Annotated in this window: 19 protein-coding genes; 13 read left to right on the top strand and 6 right to left on the bottom strand. The window is 42.6% G+C overall.

Annotated elements, in window-relative coordinates:
* Nucleotides 1–9: 9 nt before the first annotated feature.
* The 7 genes from pseG to D6V41_RS02125 all read left to right on the top strand — a co-directional run bounded on the left by pseG (nucleotide 10) and on the right by D6V41_RS02125 (nucleotide 6102).
* On the top strand, nucleotides 10–1122 hold the full coding sequence (gene pseG / locus D6V41_RS02155) for a UDP-2,4-diacetamido-2,4,6-trideoxy-beta-L-altropyranose hydrolase (protein WP_168710935.1): 1113 nt from the start codon (nucleotides 10–12) through the stop codon (nucleotides 1120–1122).
* A gap of 7 nt (nucleotides 1123–1129) precedes the next feature.
* Nucleotides 1130–2152, top strand: a complete 1023-nt coding sequence (gene pseI, locus D6V41_RS02150; RefSeq protein WP_136249833.1) for a pseudaminic acid synthase — start codon at nucleotides 1130–1132, stop codon at nucleotides 2150–2152.
* Between the two features lie 4 nt (nucleotides 2153–2156).
* Nucleotides 2157–2834, top strand: a complete 678-nt coding sequence (pseH, locus tag D6V41_RS02145; RefSeq protein ID WP_136249832.1) for a UDP-4-amino-4,6-dideoxy-N-acetyl-beta-L-altrosamine N-acetyltransferase — start codon at nucleotides 2157–2159, stop codon at nucleotides 2832–2834.
* Between the two features lie 25 nt (nucleotides 2835–2859).
* Nucleotides 2860–3117 (top strand): phosphopantetheine-binding protein, encoded by a 258-nt coding sequence (locus tag D6V41_RS02140; RefSeq protein ID WP_136249831.1) that lies wholly within the window; start codon nucleotides 2860–2862, stop codon nucleotides 3115–3117.
* Nucleotide 3118: 1 nt separating this feature from the next.
* Nucleotides 3119–4600, top strand: coding sequence for an AMP-binding protein (locus D6V41_RS02135; protein WP_136249830.1), 1482 nt, complete (start codon nucleotides 3119–3121; stop codon nucleotides 4598–4600).
* On the top strand, nucleotides 4593–5336 hold the full coding sequence (locus D6V41_RS02130; RefSeq protein WP_136249829.1) for an SDR family NAD(P)-dependent oxidoreductase: 744 nt from the start codon (nucleotides 4593–4595) through the stop codon (nucleotides 5334–5336). Before D6V41_RS02135 ends, D6V41_RS02130 begins: the two co-directional genes overlap by 8 nt.
* A 199-nt stretch (nucleotides 5337–5535) precedes the next feature.
* Nucleotides 5536–6102 carry an NADPH-dependent FMN reductase gene (locus D6V41_RS02125; RefSeq protein ID WP_136249828.1) on the top strand — a complete coding sequence of 189 codons (567 nt, stop codon included), beginning with the start codon at nucleotides 5536–5538 and terminating at the stop codon, nucleotides 6100–6102.
* A gap of 127 nt (nucleotides 6103–6229) precedes the next feature.
* Here D6V41_RS02125 and D6V41_RS02120 read toward each other — a convergent pair whose 3' ends face one another.
* Entirely contained in the window at nucleotides 6230–6466 is a 237-nt protein-coding gene (locus tag D6V41_RS02120; RefSeq protein ID WP_136250075.1) for a hypothetical protein, read from the bottom strand.
* A gap of 231 nt (nucleotides 6467–6697) precedes the next feature.
* Here D6V41_RS02120 and prfB point away from each other — a divergent pair.
* Both prfB and lysS read left to right on the top strand, forming a co-directional pair.
* Nucleotides 6698–7796 (top strand): peptide chain release factor 2 gene (gene prfB, locus D6V41_RS02115; protein WP_136249827.1). Its coding sequence is split into 2 segments (ribosomal slippage): nucleotides 6698–6772 and nucleotides 6774–7796, totalling 1098 coding nucleotides; the frame shifts between segments, so codons are not numbered across the junction.
* 74 nt (nucleotides 7797–7870) lie between these two features.
* Nucleotides 7871–9415, top strand: coding sequence for a lysine--tRNA ligase (gene lysS / locus D6V41_RS02110; protein ID WP_136249826.1), 1545 nt, complete (start codon nucleotides 7871–7873; stop codon nucleotides 9413–9415).
* A gap of 72 nt (nucleotides 9416–9487) precedes the next feature.
* On the opposite strand, the gene D6V41_RS02105 is transcribed toward lysS, so the two are convergent.
* The 3 genes from D6V41_RS02105 to D6V41_RS02095 all read right to left on the bottom strand — a co-directional run bounded on the left by D6V41_RS02105 (nucleotide 9488) and on the right by D6V41_RS02095 (nucleotide 11990).
* Entirely contained in the window at nucleotides 9488–10624 is a 1137-nt protein-coding gene (locus D6V41_RS02105; RefSeq protein ID WP_136249825.1) for a ketopantoate reductase family protein, read from the bottom strand.
* Entirely contained in the window at nucleotides 10624–11343 is a 720-nt protein-coding gene (locus tag D6V41_RS02100) for a TIGR01621 family pseudouridine synthase (RefSeq protein ID WP_206663229.1), read from the bottom strand. Before D6V41_RS02100 ends, D6V41_RS02105 begins: the two co-directional genes overlap by 1 nt.
* Nucleotides 11344–11429: 86 nt before the next feature.
* Nucleotides 11430–11990, bottom strand: coding sequence for an Hpt domain-containing protein (locus D6V41_RS02095; protein ID WP_136249823.1), 561 nt, complete (start codon nucleotides 11988–11990; stop codon nucleotides 11430–11432).
* Between the two features lie 227 nt (nucleotides 11991–12217).
* Between D6V41_RS02095 and gshA the strand changes: the two genes are divergently transcribed.
* From gshA to D6V41_RS02075, 4 genes are all read left to right on the top strand, one after another.
* Entirely contained in the window at nucleotides 12218–13828 is a 1611-nt protein-coding gene (gshA, locus tag D6V41_RS02090; RefSeq protein WP_277750962.1) for a glutamate--cysteine ligase, read from the top strand.
* Between the two features lie 147 nt (nucleotides 13829–13975).
* Nucleotides 13976–14599, top strand: coding sequence for a transglycosylase SLT domain-containing protein (locus D6V41_RS02085; protein ID WP_136249822.1), 624 nt, complete (start codon nucleotides 13976–13978; stop codon nucleotides 14597–14599).
* Between the two features lie 155 nt (nucleotides 14600–14754).
* Nucleotides 14755–15852: a 6-hydroxymethylpterin diphosphokinase MptE-like protein gene (locus tag D6V41_RS02080; RefSeq protein WP_136249821.1), complete on the top strand. Its 1098-nt coding sequence runs from the start codon at nucleotides 14755–14757 to the stop codon at nucleotides 15850–15852.
* Nucleotides 15853–15894: 42 nt separating this feature from the next.
* Entirely contained in the window at nucleotides 15895–17028 is a 1134-nt protein-coding gene (locus D6V41_RS02075) for a polysaccharide pyruvyl transferase family protein (RefSeq protein WP_136249820.1), read from the top strand.
* A gap of 15 nt (nucleotides 17029–17043) precedes the next feature.
* Here the strand turns inward: D6V41_RS02075 and D6V41_RS02070 are convergent, their stop codons facing one another.
* Nucleotides 17044–19296 (bottom strand): N-acetylneuraminate synthase family protein, encoded by a 2253-nt coding sequence (locus tag D6V41_RS02070; protein WP_136249819.1) that lies wholly within the window; start codon nucleotides 19294–19296, stop codon nucleotides 17044–17046.
* Nucleotides 19293–19982 (bottom strand): acylneuraminate cytidylyltransferase family protein, encoded by a 690-nt coding sequence (locus D6V41_RS02065; protein WP_136249818.1) that lies wholly within the window; start codon nucleotides 19980–19982, stop codon nucleotides 19293–19295. Before D6V41_RS02065 ends, D6V41_RS02070 begins: the two co-directional genes overlap by 4 nt.
* Nucleotides 19983–19985: the final 3 nt, after the last annotated feature.

Raw genomic sequence — 19985 nt, 5'->3', positions numbered from 1 at the left:
GAGCCTTCCTTGAACATCTTGTGTCGTGTGGATGCTTCACTTGAAATTGGCGCCGGTCATCTTATGCGCTGCTTGGCGCTGGCTAATGCGCTTAATAAGCGAGGAGCTCAATGCACCTTTCTTTCTTATAAACAAAAAGGTGACTTGCATGCGCTCGTTGATGAACAAGGTCACAAGCGTTGCGTAATATCATCTGACGAGCAAGCAGCGCCTGCAATAGCCTCTGATAAAAGTTATTCCGATAAGCTTATAGTTGCTTCACAGATGAGTGAAGAGCGGGAGGCGCAACGATGCATTCAATTACTTGGAAAGCAGCGCTTTGATTTGTTGATTGTGGATCATTATCATTTGGCAAAAACCTTCTGTCGCTCAATGCGCGCCATTTGCAAACGCATCCTCGTGATAGACGATTTGGCAAATCGAGAGCATGACTGCGATATATTGCTCGATCAAAACCTGTTACCAAATGCCTCAACCCGTTATCAGAATCTCATCCCAAACGCCTGTCAGACCTTACTTGGTCCACAATATGCGCTGTTAAGAGAGGAATTTTACCAATCAAAAACAATAGACAGTTTACAGCAAGAAGAAGGTCACCTTTTGGTAAACTTCGGCGGCAATGATATCCATAATCTTAGCGCGCTTTGCATAGAGGCTATGGCAAATTCGAAATACGTGAAAAGCGCTGATATTGTGATAGGCGCAAATCATCCCTCCCTTCAGCAACTAAAATCAGCAATAAGTCTTTATCCAGGATTTACTTTGCATATTCAAACTAAAGAAATGGCAAGGCTTATGCATAAGGCTTCGTTAATGATAGGTGCAGGTGGCAGTAGTCACTGGGAGCGATGTATTTGTTCGCTTCCAGCTTTAATCGTTACGGTAGCTGAAAATCAAGTGGAGACCACGCGATATCTGGACTCACTTGGTGTATGTCAATATGTGGCCGATGCAAGTGATGGAATAAATAATAGCATCAGCGCGACTATGCTAGCTTCCTGTATCGACAAATTTTTGTCGTCACCTGACTTACTTGAATCAATGCGAAAAAAAGCAAGCGAAATTGTGCCAAAGCAAGCGGGGACTCCCTTGGTTTGCGACACAGTGTTAACACTACTATGAGGAATCTATGCCTGTCTTCAAAGCATCGCCTTTTATCATTGCCGAGCTGTCGGGTAATCATGATCAGTCGCTAGAAAAAGCGCTTGCAATGGTAGATGCAGCTGCTGAGTGCGGTGCAGACGCTATCAAAATTCAAACTTACACGGCTGACAGCATGACCTTAAATGTAAGCCAGGCAGAATTTGTCATTAATGATAAAGGGAGCTTGTGGGAAGGTAGAACGCTTTACGAGCTATATCAGCAAGCTATGACGCCCTATGAATGGCATGAGGCAATTTTTGAGCGAGCTGCGTCTCACGGCATGCTTGCTTTTAGCAGTCCTTTTGACATTGCCGCCGTCGACTTTCTTGAAAGCTTAAACGTCCCTTGTTACAAGATTGCGTCATTTGAAAACAGCGACCATGGATTATTAAAACGCGTTGCCCAAACCAATAAGCCAGTCATACTTTCAACCGGTATGGCAACTCAGGCTGAACTGGCGGAATCTGTTGAAGTGCTTAAATCAAATGGATGCAAAGACTTAGTACTGCTTAAATGCACGAGTCATTATCCGGCAGACCCTGTAGATGCGAATTTGGCTACCATTCCTCATTTAGCTGAATTGTTCGACTGTCAGGTTGGGTTGTCAGATCATACCGCTGGAATTGGCGTTGCCGTTGCAAGCGTTGTATTAGGCGCAAGCGTGATTGAAAAGCACTTTGTGCTCGATAGAAGTGAAGGCGGTGTTGATGCAGAGTTTTCACTTGAGCCTCAAGAGTTTTCTGCCTTAGTTAAAGAATGCAGACGTGCTTCGCTTGCGCTTGGCAAGGTGACCTATGGTGGAACAGCTAAAGAACAGGCATCGCGCAAATATAGACGATCGCTTTACGTAGCAAAAGATATCGAAAAAGGCGAACTTTTTACCTCAGAAAATGTGCGAAGTATTCGACCTGGGCATGGCTTGGCGCCAAAATACTTAGACATGATACTGGGTAAACCGTCAAAACGGGCCTTGAAAAAAGGCTGCGCGATGAAGTGGGAGTACATTTAAGCATATGTATGCTAAACCCGAGCCTACTCAAGTAGATAAAACGCAAGAAAAAAAGCGAGAACGACCACAGAAAAGGGCCTATCCAAGCGCTCAGTTTGTCAAGCTCAGCTCAAAATATGTAAAACAGGTTTGGCAGTGGCGCAACCAAGATGACATTCGCAAAAATATGCATAACACGGCGCCTATTGAATGGAATACGCACCTGAAATGGTTTGAAGATTTACAAGCAAGCCAAAAGAGAGACAAGGAAAAAGCTCAAGAGTTTTTCGTGTTTTTGCAAAACGAAAGACCCATCGGCGTGCTGAATTTTAAGCCTTGTCCGATACAAGAATCAAATTCTAAAACTCATGAGCCTATTCGCGCTGCGCTTGAATGGGGCTGTTACATTGGCGAGCAGGATGCATGGCCTGGTTCAGGTTTACTTCTGGAAGTCGCTGCGCTTGACTATGCAAGTACGCAAGCGAAGGTCGCTCAACTGTATGCCGAAGTGCTTGATTTCAATCAATCTGTTTTGAAAATGCATAAACTCTTTGGTTACAAAACCCTTGAGGATGATTCTCAAAGACCGCAAGTAAAACGTTTTGTTTATGATACAGACGAGTGGCGTACAAATAGAACAGCAATACTTGCTCGTTTGCCTAAACAAATAGCTAAGGCGTCAGAGTTAATACGCTTCGCTTAATAAATAAAGAATGATGAGAAAAACCGTGGATATAGAATCAATTATCAGAAAGACTTTGCTTGAAGTGGCTGAAATGGCCGATTGCACACTTGTAGATAATATCGATGAGCACACCGTGTTATTGCAATCAGGACTAGATTCACTCGGATTTGCTATGTTGGTCGCACAACTGGAAGAAGATTTAGCTATCGATCCTTTTAGCGAGATGGAAATGGCCGTATATCCTCGTACCTTCGGTGAGTTTGTCGCTGTTTATCGTCAATCTTTAAGTCAACGCGATTAGTATGCGCTGGTTATCTGACCTGTCGAAAATTAAAAATCATGCCTCTTGCGCCATCATTGATGTATCAAGTTGTTCTCATACGCAGGTGCATTTCAGCTACAGCGATTTACATAAGCGCGCTTTGCACCTAAGAGCGTCCTATCCTCATTTGTATAATCAATGTATTGCAATAAGTGCTAGGAGACTATCTGACTTCGTCAGCGCGCTTTTTGCCTTTGAAGGCCATTGCGCTGCGATATATCTACTACCTAAAAATGGCTTGTCAGATAAGACGCGCTCTAACAAATCAATAGCTGCTGGGCACCCGAAGCAGGAGAATAATCTTGTTCACGAGACCTACAATTTGCCTGAGTATGCTCAGCTTTTTATTCCAGAGCGCGCAGACACTCAAACACTGAAATCTCGTCAAGCGATGCAAAATGAAGGTTTAAATCAGCAATCCACCTCGAAAGTTTCGCTTGATACACAGTTTTATCTTGCTACTTCTGGCACGAGCGGAAAAGCAAAGTGGATTGGACATAACACAGATAGCCTGACCAAAGCGATTAAGCTTAAGCCCCAGTTAACAGACTTGAGATGGGCGCTTTGCTACGAGCCTTCCCGGTTTGCTGGTTTGCAGGTCGTGTTACAGAGCATGCTGTCTGGGGCAAGCTTACTTGACTGCAGTGAGGGTGATTTTGAAACGCGTGCTAATCGCATGTTATTACACAAGGTCAATGCTATATCCTGTACGCCTTCGTTCTGGCGTCAACTGTTAATGCAGAAATCGAGCGAGTCGCTTGAACTTCAGCACATCACTTTAGGCGGAGAAATAGCTGACCACGCCATACTCAGAGCGCTAAGCCATCGCTGTCCAGAAGCCAAACTAATGCACATTTATGCTTCGACAGAACTAGGCGTTGGTTTTGCAGTGAGCGATAAACAAGCAGGCTTTCCTGATAAATGGTTAAGTGAGGGCGTAAATGGTCATTTTTTAAAAATTGACGCGCAAAATCACCTGCGTATCAAGCCTAACATCGCGCTGGACAAAGCGCTTGCTCCTCTCATTGATGAAAATGGCTACTACGACACCGGAGACTTGGTTTCGCATATAAAAAACAGGGTGATATTTTTAGGGCGTGCAAGCGGTTTGATCAACGTAGGTGGTGCGAAAGTCTCTCCTGAAGAGGTTGAACACGTGCTGTTGGCATCACCTTTGGTGCAACAGGCAAAGGTATATGGCAAAGCAAATAGTGTGCTTGGACAGCTTGTCGCTGCTGATATTGTTTTAAAACAACCCCTTGAAGTATCAACTTCTGAGGCAAAGCAATCTTTACTGACTTTGAGTCAAAATAATTTAGCCCGCCACAAAATCCCCCGTATCATCCACTTTGTAAGCGCGATTGATGCTAACGATTCAGGCAAAATCATGCGCCACCGAGCGGCTGATGAAACAGCAGGCAAGCCTTGTGTGATTGAAAACAGTGAGACTAATCATGAATAAACTAGTGGTAGTGACGGGCGCAAGTCGCGGTTTGGGTTTGGCCATCGTCAAACAACTGCTCAAGCATACGGTGATAAAATATGATGTGCTTGCAATTTCACGAAGCAAAAGCGATGAACTCCTTCAGTTAGAAGAAGAATATTCAACCAGTGATAAACGCTTACACATATTAAACGCTGATCTTTTAAAGCTTAACAATATTCAAGCGCTTTGCACAAAAATGGTAAAAGACTACGGTCGACCTTATGCGCTGATAAACAATGCAGCCCTAGGGTTTGATGGTGTTTTGGCTACTATGCACAATAGCCAGATTGATGAGTTATTATCGGTTAATGTGCAGGCCCCTATATTACTGAGTAAATACTTATTAAGGCCGATGTTGCTTAACAGAAAAGGACGCATCATCAATATATCGTCCATTATTGCCAAAACGGGCTTTAACGGATTAAGCGTGTATGCTGCCAGTAAAGCTGCACTAGAGGGCTTTAGTTTTTCACTGGCAAGAGAAGTAGGCAAGGCAGGTGTGACGGTGAATTGTGTTGCACCAGGTTATATGCAGACCGATATGACGCAATCCTTGCAAGGCGAAAAACTGGAAAGTGTCAAACGACGAAGTCCGCTAGGGCGTCTCGCCACTCCAGATGATGCCGCAAGTGCTGTTTTGTATCTCTTAAGTGAAGAGGCGAATGCCATTACTGGCACGGTGATAACGGTCGATGCTGGCTCTACAGCCTGATTTCGATGCGGCAAAACGCTATTTCTTAGCATCAAATTGGCCTGCTTAATTACTTTTGAACATAATGCCATCCTTGTCCGTAACAAAAGACCAGTAACATGCGCTCAGTATTATCATTAAGTACCCGTCGCACAGTACTGTTCAGATAGCACTGTTCGGGTAAAAAATTCGCGTAATAAACATTTAAAAAGGATGAACAATGAAAAAGATTCTCGCTTTTGCAGGCTCAGGACGAAAGCACTCTTATAATTTCGCGGCGGTCAAAGTGGCGGCAGAAGGCGCTAGAGAAGCAGGTGCCGACGTCACTGTGATTGATATGTCAGAATACGCAGATATCCCAATTTTTACAGAAGATCTGGAAGCGCAACAGGGCATGCCTGAAAAAGCAAAAGCCTTAAAGGAACTTCTCAAAAGTCACGATGCTTTTCTTATTTCAAGCCCCGAATATAACAGTGGTTACAGCGCCTTATTTAAAAATGTGATTGATTGGGCTTCTCGTAAAGAAGAGGGAGAAAAACCCCTTGAAGCATTCAAAGGCAAATACGCAGCATTATTAGCTGCTTCACCTGGTGGATTAGGTGGAATAAGAGTGCTTGTGCCTGTGCGTCTTCTCTTAAGTAATATTGGTGTAAACGTATTAGGCGACCAGTTGGCCATCAGTAATGTAGGTGACTTGGTTGACGAAAATCATGAAATGTCTGACGAAGCAACGATGAAAAAATTGCATAAGCTAGGTCAACAATTGGTCGATTTTACGAAGGCTTAGGCTCCGTTTGTTATATTTGCCTACTTTGTTTTTGTAAACAATTAAGCAAAAAAAGTAAAAAGCCACGGGTGAGTGGCTTTTTGCTTGATTGAATTGATGCGTTTACTCTACAAAAACTTTATCTGTGCTAGAGTCCGACAGGTCTGTACCGTGCAGCGTCGATGATTGACCAGATGTGCGCAATAGCGCCAACAGGCCATAAGAAAATTAAAATAACCGTTGCAGATAGCGCATAGCAACCTGCAGCAATGATAAAAAATACAATCGCCGCAAGCACTCTGCCTTGAACCAATTGGCCCAATCCAGGAATAAAAATATTACAAATAGCCGCGATAACGTTTCCGCCTGAGCCTTGTCCTGCCATATCAACCTCACTGTTTTTAAAAAGACTTTGATCAAGGTCTCTAAAAGCAAAGACCATTGACGCGCGACTTATAAGATATGGCAAAAACAAACGCTTCTCAATCTTTAAATTGTGAGAATAGGCGTCAATTTGTAACAATTTGCACTTAATTAGATGCGAAGCCTACTGTCAAAAGTGCCTTGTTTTGGGTACACTTCTGGCTCATTTAAAAAGGAGTGAAAAAAGCGGTTTATGTTCGAAGTCAATCCAATTAATAACGCTATTGCAGATATTCGTGAGCGCACAGAGTCGCTTAGGGGGTATCTTTGACTATGATCTGAAAGTTGAAAGACTTGAAGAGGTGAGTCGTGAACTTGAGGATGCCAGCGTTTGGAACGATCCAGAATATGCACAAAAGCTAGGAAAGGAAAAAGTCGCCCTTGAACAAGTTGTAAACACTATACAAACACTCGAGCAAGGCACCGAGGACGTTGAAGGTTTAATTGAATTGGCTGTTGAAGCCGAAGATGAGGAAACCTTCAATGAAGCGAGCTCAGAGCTAAAGAGCCTTCAAGACGAACTGGAAAAGTTAGAATTCAGGCGCATGTTTTCAGGGCCAAATGATGCCAATGATGGCTATCTTGATTTACAGTCTGGTTCTGGCGGCACAGAGGCGCAAGACTGGGCAAATATGCTTTGTCGCATGTATTTGCGCTGGGGCGAAGAAAATGGCTTTAAAACAGAATTAATTGAAGTTTCTGAAGGTGACGTTGCAGGGATTAAAAGTGCAACAATTAAGTTTACAGGCGAATACGCTTTTGGGTGGTTACGCACAGAAACAGGCGTGCATCGGCTGGTTCGTAAATCTCCTTTTGATTCGGGTAATCGGCGACATACCTCTTTTGCATCTGCCTTTGCTTACCCTGAAGTTAACGACGACATCGATATTGAAATCAATCCGGCTGATTTGCGTATAGATACCTACCGGGCATCTGGCGCAGGTGGTCAGCACGTAAACCGAACGGATTCGGCGGTACGAATTACTCATGTCCCGACAAATACGGTAGTGCAGTGTCAAAATGACCGCTCACAGCATAAGAATAAAGATCAAGCCATGAAGCAGCTTAAAGCAAAGCTTTATGAGCTGGAATTACAAAAACAAAATGCTGAAAAGCAAGCGATGGAAGACAACAAGTCGGATATTGGTTGGGGAAGCCAAATTCGTTCTTACGTGCTTGATGACTCGCGCATTAAAGACCTGCGAACAGGTGTTGAAACCCGAAACACGCAAGCGGTGCTTGATGGCGACTTAAACAAGTTTATTATCGCGAGTCTAAAGTCAGGCCTGTAGCACAAGGCAACACAAGACAACACAACACAAGACAACAACACCATTTATATTAATTTAACTACACAGGAATTTTCATGACAGAGCAAGTGCAAGATGAAAACAAATTGATTGCAGAGCGTCGCGGTAAGTTAGACGCCATTCGTAAAAACTGCGATTCCAATGGTTTTCCCAATCAATTTCGCCGCGAGCACTATGCTCAGGATATTCAAAACGAATTTGGCGATTTTGATAAAGAAACACTTGCTGAAACGCCTCGTAAAATGACCATTGCTGGTCGAGTAATGGCTAAACGTGGACCGTTTCTATTGCTTCAGGATATGACTGGCCGTATTCAAGCGTATGCAGATAAAGGCGTGCAAAAAGATATTAAGGCCACTTATGGCAGCCTGGATATAGGTGACATTATTGGTGTAAGCGGTCAGTTGCATAAATCAGGTAAGGGTGACTTGTACGTCAATATGGAAGAGTATGTATTACTCACCAAAGCACTTCGTCCTCTACCTGAAAAATTTCATGGCCTGGCCGATCAAGAGACCAAATATCGCCAGCGCTATGTCGATTTGATCACCAGTCCTGACACACGTCGAACCTTTCAAATTCGTAGCCAAATCGTTAATGGTATCAGACGGTTTTTAACTGAGCGCCGTTATATTGAAGTTGAAACCCCTATGCTACAAGTCATTCCAGGTGGTGCGACTGCAAAACCATTCGTCACGCATCATAATGCCTTGGATATCGATATGTATTTGCGCATTGCGCCAGAGCTTTACCTGAAACGTTTGGTTGTTGGTGGCTTTGAGCGAGTATTTGAAATTAACCGGAATTTTAGAAATGAAGGCCTGTCTACTCGACACAATCCTGAATTTACCATGCTGGAATTTTATCAGGCTTATGCAGATTATAACGATCTGATGAATCTCACTGAAGAGATGCTACGCGAGCTCGCCCAAAATGTGCTGGGCACAACCAAAATTCGCAATACCGAAAAAAATGCGGAAGGTGAAGTCGTTAAAGAAACGGTTTACGACTTTGGACAAGCATTTGAACGCTTGAGCATGGGCGATGCCATTTTAAAATATTGGCCAGAAGCCGATGAAGCGGCCATCAAAGACCCTGAGAATCATCTCGATAGTTTAAAAGCGATGGCGAAAAAGCTTCACATAAAAGAGCCTGAAGTAGACGGTATTTGGGGTGCTGGAAAATATCTATGTGAAATTTTTGAAGCAACGGCAGAAGAAAAACTTGAGCAGCCAACCTTCATTACCGAATATCCGTGGGAAGTGTCGCCACTAGCCCGTCGTAATGATAAAAATGCCTTTGTTACCGACCGCTTTGAGTTTTTTGTAGGTGGACGTGAACTTGCTAACGGGTTTTCTGAGCTCAATGATCCAGAGGATCAAGCTTCTCGCTTTAAGAAGCAGGTGGAAGAAAAGGATGCCGGAGACGATGAAGCTATGCATTTTGATGACGACTATATTCGTGCCTTAGAATACGGACTTGCACCAACAGCCGGTGAAGGGATAGGTATCGACAGACTCGTCATGTTGTTTTCAGATAGTCCCACTATCAAAGATGTGATCCTGTTTCCCCATATGCGACCTCTATCTACCGATGAATAGACAGAATTAACCGAATAAAGGCGAGTATCAGAAGCATAAAAGATAGGCAATAAGCGTGTTTTCTCGAAAGCCTTATTCAGCTGAATCTGTGCCTAGATATTGAGATTCCATATCTTTAATCTGCTGGTAGATACGCTCGATAAGCGGCAAGCTCATATTAAGCTTTGCCGCTTTTTCTATTAATACGCCTAATATTCCATCTATTTCAGTTTTTCTCTTGTGATAAATATCTTGCTGCATCGATGAATAGTTTTGCGCCGTGTTGTGAATAACATCATCAATATAACGATTGAGTAAATGTTCATCCAAGCCTACCTCTAACGCCTTGTATAGCTTAAATATTTCACTTTTTATTCCTTCAAGAAGTTCAGCCGCGCCTTTTATTTCGCCGTTTCGGCAGTTCAATTTAGCACTTAGGGGATTAATGACAGCATTGGCTGCAAGCTTTTGATAAAGATGCGTACGTATATCTTGCGCCCAAACGGCGCTTGATGGCGGAACTTTAGAATCACGCGGTTTTGCTGCGTGGCGGTGTGCGTCGATTAGCGCTTGAATAACAGCAGGCGCCTTACTTTCAGGTTCAGCATTTGCCAGCTCCACTGCACCAATGCTCAGTTTGCCTCTGGCATTAATTGTGATTGTGCTTTTGTTCGCGTGACCTTGTTTAAATACCGCATCGCTTGTCGTTCCAACATACAGTGTATTGTTTGGAAATTTTTCGTGCAATATCTCGTGTCCGCCTAAGCCATTTTGTAAAAGAAGGAGTGGCAGTTGCTCAGGTAATTTCCCCTGCAACTGCGCAACAAGTGCAGCGAGCTGATAGTATTTGACGGGGATAATAAGCAAATCCAGATCGCTTAACCTAATCTGAGGATCTTTATTTTCAATCACAGACTGCAAGTTATGATGCTTTAGGTGGTAATGGCCTCTCTTTGCCAGCGCCTTTGTTTGTTGTTTACTAGATGTATTTTGTTCGTATTGTTTCTGCTCAAAATCTTTTTGTTCTAAGCGCTCTTTAACAATAAGTTCATGCGTTTTCGCATCGCTTCGTCCAAACATACTGACTTTTAATGGGGCTTCTGATTCTTCCAGCACCTGAGCTAAATACAACCCAATTGCACCAGAGCCAATGATGCCATAATTAAGAGCCCCGTGGTGAAGAGCCTTGTACGTGTGAACTGCCTTATTCGAACTGAAATAATCACTCATTATTCAGCGTCTTTTGAGATATAAGATACATTTGTCAGTTTGGCCGTTGGCCACATCAGATGATGCGGCTCCAACCACGACTGTGGTAATTCGAGCGAATCAAAATGTATGCCTTCGCATGGTGGATGAAAAAGCGTTATCTGCTTTGATTGATATAAAAACCGCATGCCAAAACTATGCAAATAGAGACGATCGGAAGGAGAGCCGCCATAGCGGTCATCGCCCATTATCGGTGCGCTTAGCGCTTTTAAAGCGACTCTTATTTGATGGGTTTTACCAGTAATTGGCTTACACAAGTAAAGGCGCTTTCCTTTATTTAGAATAGCGCTTGAAACAAAATGCGTGATAGCGGGTTGATTGCATGATTTACTCAGCTTGTAACTTCCGCCGCGCGCCTTTTGCATGTCACCCATTATAGAGCCTTGTTTTTTCTTCGGCCTTTTATCACTAATCGCCAGATAATATTTTTCGATTTTTCTCTTGGCAAACAGATCAGATAAAATACCCGCGCTTTCTTTATGTTTGGCAATCAGTAAACAGCCTGAAGTTGGTGTATCTAATCGGTGAACCAAAAACAACTTTTCTTTAAACCCAAAAGACGCTAGCAAATTCAGGATACTCACAGTGCTTTCGTCGCCTCTATGCATCGCAACATTACACGGCTTATCTACAATAAGAAAATCGTCATGCTCTAGCAAAATATCAATGGAAGACGACACCCTCTTCTCACTAATCATTTTAAAAACACTGCGTAGAAGTAAAATCTAATGGATAGCCGTCTCATAGTTTGTTTATTTTGCAGGACTCAAAGTTGGAGAGATTTAACAAGCTCGGAGGCTTCATCGTATTGTAGTTCTTCTACCAGATTAATAAGCGATGCTTGCTGCTCTTTTGAAATGTCGAGCGAGCTGACCAAATTATGCAACAAAGTATCATCAATAAATTCATGACGAGCCAGTTTATCTAGCAATTGTGTTTTTGCATCTGCGATGTGAGTCCTTGCGTGAAGCTGGGTATCTACTTCCTTGTCATCTTGCTTATCGATGGCTTCACAGGTCTGCGACATGGTTAGCTCAAAAGCGTTAAGAGTTTCATCCTCGATGTCTTCTGCCTTTATTTGTCGGTCAAGCTCTTTACTCACGTCAAATAAAGCCATCAAGCCGAGGTTTCCGGTGATTCCTTTTGTGGTGTGCACTTTAATTTTGGCGTCTTCCAAATCGCCTTTATCAAGCGCAGATTTAACCTCACTTGGCATATGTTCAAATTCATCTCTAAACTTACCCAACATTCTCATAAGCAATTTTTCGTTTCCGCCAAGCTGACTTAAGCCAAAACCTAAATCAAGTAAGGGTCGTCTGTCATGCATACAAAAGGGCCTTTGTGAGCTGTATTTACAAGAAAGGATAATACAATTACATCAAGTTACAAAGTCCTGTACCAATTAGCTTTAAAATGATTACGAGCTTTTTGTGTTTGCAAAGAACTTATTTGTATCACTTTGATATAAATTAAAGGGTGTCTATTTGTGATGCCCTGCAATAGAATAGACGAAAAATAACGGGTGACTTACCCAAAATTAATTGGGATCTTTTTTTGAGTAAATTATTTAAACAATTTGATAGACGGCTGTCCTTTATAAACCAGAATAAGGTCATGGCGACCTTAGTTAATATTCGACGGGGGGTAGAGCGAGAAACGCTTCGAGTCAATTCAAATGGAAGTTTGGCGAGCACGCCTCATCCCGCTAAACTTGGCTCAGCCCTGACTCACGAATGGATTACAACCGATTTTTCAGAATCTTTGCTGGAATTTATCACGCCACCCGAAATACAGGCCGCTGTCACTATCGAGCAGCTTATTGATATTCATAAATACACCTACGAGAATATTGGCGAGGAATATTTGTGGCCAATGAGTATGCCTTGTTTCATAGATAAAGACACGAATATTCCCATTGCGCGATACGGCAGTTCCAACATTGCGAAAATGAAAGAAGTTTATCGCACCGGGCTTCATAATCGGTACGGCAGTATGATGCAAGTAATAAGTGGCGTTCATTTTAATTTTTCCTTACCCGATGAATTTTGGGCGCACTGGTGTGACTTTCAAGAACAGGAAAATAATAAAGATTGCATTTCAAAGCAGTATTTTGCGTTGGTCCGTCAATTCAAACGCTTAGCGTGGGTAATACCCTATTTATTTGGGGCTTCACCTGCCTTATGCAGCTCATTTATCAGTCACCGAGAGGTTGCCCATCCTTTTGAAAAAGTTGGCAAAGGCACTTTATATATGCCACATGGTACTTCATTGCGAATGAGCGATTTAGGATATACCAGCGCTGCGCAGTCAAATTTAAGAATTTGCTACAACGACCTAAGCACCTATGTAGAAACCTTGCGGCGCGCAATCAATAAACCTGCTCAGCAGTACGCCAATATTCCAGCAGGCGAGAACGGGAATTGGCAGCAGCTTAATAAAAATGTGCTTCAAATAGAGAACGAATTGTATTCCCCAATCAGGCCCAAACAGGTTGCAAAAACGCTAGAAAAGCCCACTGACGCATTAGAAGACAGGGGTGTACGTTATCTAGAAATCCGTTCTTTAGATGTAAACCCATTTTCACCTGTCGGGATTGATGCTTCGCAAATGGATTTTCTGGATGTGTTTTTAATCTACTGTTTGATGCTTGAGCCAATAGAATACGACGATGCTCTGCACGAAGAGAGTCAGAGCAACTTTGTAAGCACGGTATTAAGAGGTCGTGAGCCACAACTGGAACTACGGGATGGCGGGAAAAATATTCGTTTGGATAGATGGCTTTCGAACATCATGAAAGACTTACAGTCTATCGCCGAGGTTTTAGATAAAGCAAATCAAACAGATAAATATGCCCATGCGGTGAAAAACGAATCGATAAAAGCCGACGATGCGAGTCAGACTCTTTCAGGTAGATGGCTAGATACCTTGTTAGACAATCAAATTGATAACAGCATGCTTGGCATGGAATTGGCGAAAGAATACAAAACCTTTGTGTCTAACTTGGAATACAGAAACATCACTAAAGAAGCGTTTACTGAACAGGCTTCTTTATCGGTGAATGCGCAAACTCAAATTGAAAGGGAAGATGATAAAGACTTTGCGAATTTTATTCGTGATTATTTTGCTCCAGTACACGAACAAAAAGAGCTAAAAGCGTCCAGTTAAGGCGAGAGTGCTAAGCAGAAGAGTGCTAAGCAGAAGAGTGATAAGCAGAAAAAAGAAACCCAGCCATGAAGCTGGGTCAAACACACTTAGGGAAACACAATTAATTCGTATATATAGAGTCTATTGTCGTAAAAGAAGTTCAATAAAATGCAAAAAAAATTCAATCTTTTTTTAATGTCGTGTTGCTGCGTCGTTTTCCTGGGTGCTTGCTCAACCACTCAACCCAGCAAACGCGAAAATATATGCCATATTTTTGAAGAAAAGAACGACTGGTTTGACGCAGCCTCAGATATGCGAGAAAAGTGGGGCGTGCCAATTCACGTACCCATGGCAATGATGTATCAGGAAAGCTCCTTTAGACATGATGCACTGCCGCCTCGAGATTATATCTTTTTTGGATTAATTCCGTGGGGGAGAGTCAGCAGCGCTTATGGATATGCCCAAGCTAAAACAATGACCTGGGATGACTATGTGCGCGAAACGGGTAATCGCTTTGCAGATAGAGATGACTTTGACGATGCAATTGACTTTATGGGCTGGTTTATCAGTAAAACACATTCGATTAATCGTATTTCAAAGTGGGATGCTGGCACGCAGTACCTCAATTATCATGAAGGCTGGGGCGGATATAAACGAAAATCCTACCGCAAAAAACCATGGTTAATAAAAGTTGCTAATAGAGTGGATGCGCGCTCAAAACGCTATGCGGCGCAACTTCGTACTTGTGAAGAAGAACTGAGTAAATCCTGGTTTATGCGCCTGTTTACCTAAATAAAATCGTTACCTAAATAAAATCGCTCTATTGACACCAGTATGGATCTAATTTACTTAAAATAGAGCGTCATAAGTATCTGCGCTCCAAAAGAATAATCTGGCATTTCCTTTGCTTAATCTTTAATAGTAAGTTTACTAGCAATGAAGACACTGTGCTTAAATCCAGTCAAATATTCGATAACACGCAAAATCAAATAAACAGGTGGCTTGAATCCATATCTACCTCGTTGTCTCAGTATCAGAAAATTGGCATTTTTGGTAACGGTCCATATGCTCGTTATCTGGCAGCGTGTTTATTAAAAAAAGGTTTCATCCCCGTTTTCATCGTTTCGCAAGTGCAAGTTTCGAAACTCGATGGTTTAGACGTAAAAAGTCCCCGTTCTTTGGCAAACCAAGATGATTGCTCCACGGTGATTGATGCAATGTTGTCGGGCTCTCTGGCCGAGCCTTTAGCGCAGAAAACGGTCTTGGACGCTATGGGCATAGACTTGCCCTTTTATTACTTGCCGCAGGGGCAATTTCTGTGTTCTGAGCCAAGAATCAACCCTTGCGATTACAAAAAGCTTGAAAGTCTGCGAGATAAGCATAAGGGGCAACGGTTTTTCATCATAGGGAATGGACCGAGTCTTAATCACACGCCACCGGAGAAAATTGACGACGGCATTTGTTTAGGCGGAAACGGTATTTTGTTAAGAAAGGGTTTTTTACCAGACTATTACTTTCTTTTGGAGGAGAAAGCGCTGTTCCACTGGCCAGAGGAAATTGACGCGCTGACTATTCCAATTATTTTAGCGTCACACTTGTATTCACAACAACGTGATACATCTAACCGATTTTATTTTCCGGCGTGTTTTCGTGCAAAATCAGATGAGGTCGATCCATACCACTGTGGCGTCGCTTCAGGCGGAACAATAATCAGTAGCATGATACAATTTGCCGTTTTTATGGGTGCTTCTAGCGCTGTCATTCTTGGTGCAGACAACAATTACCGCGGAAATCAAAGGCAAACCCACTTTGCGGCAAATTATTATACAGAAACGCGAAGCAACATGGCGGAATCTAAAGCGAGGGCCATTGCTGATAGACAAACTTCAGGCATTCTGAGGGCGGTAAATTTGGCAAAATTAAACGGTGTAAGTGTGCTTGATGCCACACCAGTTGATAATGGTTTGGGCATAAAAAAAGTAGACTTTAACACATTGATATTACCGCCGCAGGCAACACCTCAGCACAGAGTGTCAAGTGTCTGAATTTAATAAAGCGCACATTTTTCAACGAATCTGGATTATACAATGACTAAGCTTCTTCATTTGGCTTCATTCACAGGCAATATAGGTGACAATGCAAGTCATATGGGCCTCTACGATATGATAAAACCGTTTTTTAGCTCCCTTGAGATTTCTCAACTGGAAATGCGAAAGTTTTATCAAAAATATCAAGGTGTTGACAAGATGCACTTTGACGAAAGCTTTATCGAAGCGATAAACAAAGCCGATTTTGCAGTCATAGGAGGCGGAGGGTTTTTAGACTACTGGCATAAAAACAGTCAGTCAGGCACAACTATCGATATTGCGCCCAATCTGATCCGTCATATCAAAACACCCACGTTTATCAGCAGTATGGGTGCAATGGCTCTGCATCCTGTTCCCGATGGAAATAAAGAGAAGGCACAAGTTTTTTTTGAGGCTTTGTATGATAACGAAAATATACACGTCGCCGTGCGCAATGACGGCTCTTTGCATTCTATCTCTCGTGATTTAGGTCCTGATTATTTAAAGGGGATCACTGAAATACTTGATCATGGTTTTTTCTATGCGCCAAAATCTGTTGATAACCCTCTGGGGCTCGTCAAGTATGTCGCTCTAAACATTACAGAAGATCAGCTATCGATGCAGCGAAGTGCGTCTTCAGCATTATCATTACAAGAGTATCACCTACAATTAAAGGCAAGTATTGAGTACATCGTTCATAAAAAAAATCTTAAGGTTGTATTAGTACCTCATATTTACAGTGATTTGCGGGCAATTAATGCTTTGCTTAACGAACTGGATGATTGGTTTGTAAGACAGCATCTTGCTATAGCTCCCTGTATTCAGGGCGACTCAGGAGCTGACTATTTATTCAATGTTTACCGTTCGGCGGAGCTCGTCATTGGTATGCGTTTTCACGCGAATGTGTGCTCGTTGTCAATGGCCAAAAAATGCATCGGTTTAGTTGCGCTTGACAGGATAGAGTATTTGTATGAAAGCCTCGGTATCAATGACAGCTGTGTTTCTATAGTAGGCGGATTTGCAGAGCAACTTAAAGGAATGATTGATAAAAAACTTAGGGATGATAATGGCTCAAATCTTGAGCAACTTGAAGCGCGAAAATTGCAGACGATTAATTACTACAAGAATCACTTTTGCAAGTTACTCCTCGATTAAGCTCCCAGATTTAGTTTAAAGAGAGAAGGCTTCCAGTTTATCCAATGCGATCCAGAAGCCTTCGCCTTCATTTTTATGACCTTGCCATATTTCGGGGATAAATGAAGCCTTCGGTGCATGTATCTTTAGTTCGTTGCACAAGGCTTTAAAGTCGATTTCTCCATCGCCAATTTGCAAACCTTCACCATCGACACCTTCAGCGTCAACAATGTGCAAATGTGCGGTATAGGGCGCTACTTTCTCAATAAACTCGCTGAACGACTGCCCTTTCAAATTGCAGGCTAATTTGGAATGCGAAATGTCCAAACAAATACGCGTTTGATATGCTTCACAGAAGGCTTTGATTTCGTCTGCATCCATAAAAAGATTATGAAAACGTTGCCCGCCAAAATGCCAAGGGTAGGGGGGCATGGTTTGGGGAATGATTTCTACCCCATTTTGATCGAGTTGAGAAAGAGCATCTGCAACTAACGCATATCGTATCTTTCGTTCATCTTCAGGCATAAAACCATCAAGCGTAAATCCGCCAGCGTTGATAATAATTTTTGGTGTTGTAGAGCGCGTAAAATAAGACTTAAGCTCACGCGTTGCTTGTATAACGCGCTGCAACTCTGCAATTGATCGATTTCGGTATGCCGAGTCCGATGAACAGAGGTCCATAACATGATCGCCTTCGAATAATTCAGGGCTGTGCACCACCAAATCCATGTCGTAACCTTTCGCATCGAGATAATCGCCGGGAGATAAATCTAAGTCTTTATAACTAAAATGAAACTCAACCAGGTTTAAGTTAGTCTTTTTAGCGATATTCACAAAATCATGATAGCGAACGGGAATACCGTAAGGACGTTCAAAGCGGTAAGGTCTGGCTTTTATAGCGTCTGAATTTAAATCAGAAGGATAAAAAAAGTCGCCTTTTTGTATATCTCTTGGTGCTATTTTCCCAATTAGCTCACACTTTCGATAGGGCGGCAGCCCTTTTCCTGGACTTCTGCTTGTTATGTGAGATTCATTTATGCGCTCACCTGCTTTAATCCCGACATTTGCGACCAGACTTTTTCCCAGCACTTCGCGGTTCATCATTTCGCCCTGAGTGATTTTTCTGATTTCTGCGGTCCCCAAAGCGTTCTCTATCTCTCTTATTCCCTGCGTCATAGCCGCAAATTCAGCGGGCAACAAACTAACTCGATGGTCGTTGCCCTCCATGTTCCTGTCAAGGGTGAAATGCTTTTCAATAACTCGCGCACCGAGTGCTACCGCAGATATCGCTACTGAGATACCGCGTTCATGACCAGAATAGCCAACAAAACCATCCCCCATAAGCTCTTGTAATCGGTGTAAGTATTTTAAATTTACGTCCTTAAACGGAGCAGGATAGGTTGAATTACAGTGCAAGAGCACAAACTGTGCACCTTCAGCGTTTAATAATGCGATTGCTTCTTTAATTTCTGCCTCGCTGGACATACCCGTAGAGCAAATGAGAGGTTTGCCGGTTTTTGCGAGTTTTAGTAGAAACTCATGATTGGTTAAATCAGCAGATGCAACCTTGTAGGCAGGCATACCATACTCCTCTAAAACAGAGAGGCTGACTTCGTCCCACGGTGTGCATAGTGGAGTGATACCTTTTTCTTTACAGTAATCAAATACTTTGAACATTTGATCGTTTGAAAGTTGAAAGCGAGCCAGTAAATCCAAGGTATATTCTGCCCCTAAATCTTCTCCACTAACGCCGCTTTCAGCCTGTCGATACATGCTGCACATATCACGCAATTGAAATTTTGCACAATTAGCACCTGCTTTCACCGCTTCATCTACGAGGCGATAAGCCATGTGAATATCACCGTTGTGGTTATTTCCTATTTCCGCAATGATATACACGGGATTATCGGCATCAATAATATCTGTATCTATTTGAATAGGCTGTTGTTTGTAGCTAGCTACTGCGACCAGTCGCTGCTGTTTATCGATAAGTGGAATAAATTCAATTTTTTTTGAAAACAGGGCCTCAATTTCCTGTCTTGGGGCGTTTTCGTGTTGATAAACAAAGCGCTTGTTCAAAGCATCTGAAACTGGACGAGTGATGTCTAGCTCACTTGAATTTAATAACCAACGTCTAAGATCGCCGTCAGTAATTACGCCTTCAAGCACACCATTTGGCGCTACAGCAAAGACGATACGCGTTTTATTTGTACTAATTTTTCTCAATGCATGGCTGAGCTCATCATCGGTGAATACAACATATCGAGCGATATTTCTTTCGATGATCATAAGTTTACCTCTTTCATCATAGTTTCAACAATCAGCCAATCAGTCATAGAATCAATCTCCCAGGATTCGCATTCTTTCATTTGAAACATTGCAATCTTGCCGCCTAAACGATTTTTTTCGCGGCTTAAAAGTTGTGTATCAGTGATATAAATTGAACCATTTTCTCTGTATTGCTGGTCTTTAGGCTCGATATCCTGGCGTCTGGGGCGAGCCCTGAAATCGTATAAAGGTTCTGGAGCACTCGGGTTTTTCCAAAAAAATGCATGGCTGGAACATACAGAAACAAGCGAATCTGCCTGCTGTTGTTCGAACAAAGAAATTGCGCTATCGATACTATTGGCTAACCTAAGTGGCGATGTGGCCTGCAGAAGTACCATCGCATGTCCGTTTTTGTTTGATTCGTCTTTCATCCATGTGTCTAGAGCATGCAGCATTACGACCTCTGTTGAGGCAACATCGGTCGCAAGATGTTTTGGGCGCAATTCAGGCACCTGTGCACCTGCTTTGCGTGCAATGTCGGCAATTGTTTCATCATCTGTTGAGACAATCACTCTGGATATCTTTTTTGATGCTTTGGCTTGTAAAATGCTCCACGTTATAAGGGGCTGTCCATTCATTATCTTGATATTCTTGTTGGGGATACCTTTAGAGCCGCCTCTGGCTGGAATTAAAGCTGTGTATTTCATGTT

The organism is Ningiella ruwaisensis (assembly GCF_004798935.1).
Lineage (GTDB): Bacteria > Pseudomonadota > Gammaproteobacteria > Enterobacterales > Alteromonadaceae > Glaciecola > Glaciecola ruwaisensis.
Note: the sequence above shows the minus strand (reverse complement) of the source record. Positions and strands in the feature narration are given on the sequence as shown.

Excerpts from the sequence above, each read along its gene's own strand:
- pseI (WP_136249833.1), top strand. The coding sequence starts at position 1,130 with ATGCCTGTCTTCAAAGCATCGCCTTTTATCATTGCCGAGCTGTCGGGT.
- pseH (WP_136249832.1), top strand. The coding sequence starts at position 2,157 with ATGTATGCTAAACCCGAGCCTACTCAAGTAGATAAAACGCAAGAAAAA.
- D6V41_RS02135 (WP_136249830.1), top strand. The coding sequence starts at position 3,119 with ATGCGCTGGTTATCTGACCTGTCGAAAATTAAAAATCATGCCTCTTGC.
- D6V41_RS02130 (WP_136249829.1), top strand. The coding sequence starts at position 4,593 with ATGAATAAACTAGTGGTAGTGACGGGCGCAAGTCGCGGTTTGGGTTTG.
- D6V41_RS02125 (WP_136249828.1), top strand. The coding sequence starts at position 5,536 with ATGAAAAAGATTCTCGCTTTTGCAGGCTCAGGACGAAAGCACTCTTAT.
- D6V41_RS02120 (WP_136250075.1), bottom strand. The coding sequence starts at position 6,466 with ATGGCAGGACAAGGCTCAGGCGGAAACGTTATCGCGGCTATTTGTAAT.
- lysS (WP_136249826.1), top strand. The coding sequence starts at position 7,871 with ATGACAGAGCAAGTGCAAGATGAAAACAAATTGATTGCAGAGCGTCGC.
- D6V41_RS02105 (WP_136249825.1), bottom strand. The coding sequence starts at position 10,624 with ATGAGTGATTATTTCAGTTCGAATAAGGCAGTTCACACGTACAAGGCT.
- D6V41_RS02095 (WP_136249823.1), bottom strand. The coding sequence starts at position 11,990 with ATGCATGACAGACGACCCTTACTTGATTTAGGTTTTGGCTTAAGTCAG.
- D6V41_RS02085 (WP_136249822.1), top strand. The coding sequence starts at position 13,976 with ATGCAAAAAAAATTCAATCTTTTTTTAATGTCGTGTTGCTGCGTCGTT.
- D6V41_RS02075 (WP_136249820.1), top strand. The coding sequence starts at position 15,895 with ATGACTAAGCTTCTTCATTTGGCTTCATTCACAGGCAATATAGGTGAC.
- D6V41_RS02070 (WP_136249819.1), bottom strand. The coding sequence starts at position 19,296 with ATGATCATCGAAAGAAATATCGCTCGATATGTTGTATTCACCGATGAT.
- D6V41_RS02065 (WP_136249818.1), bottom strand. The coding sequence starts at position 19,982 with ATGAAATACACAGCTTTAATTCCAGCCAGAGGCGGCTCTAAAGGTATC.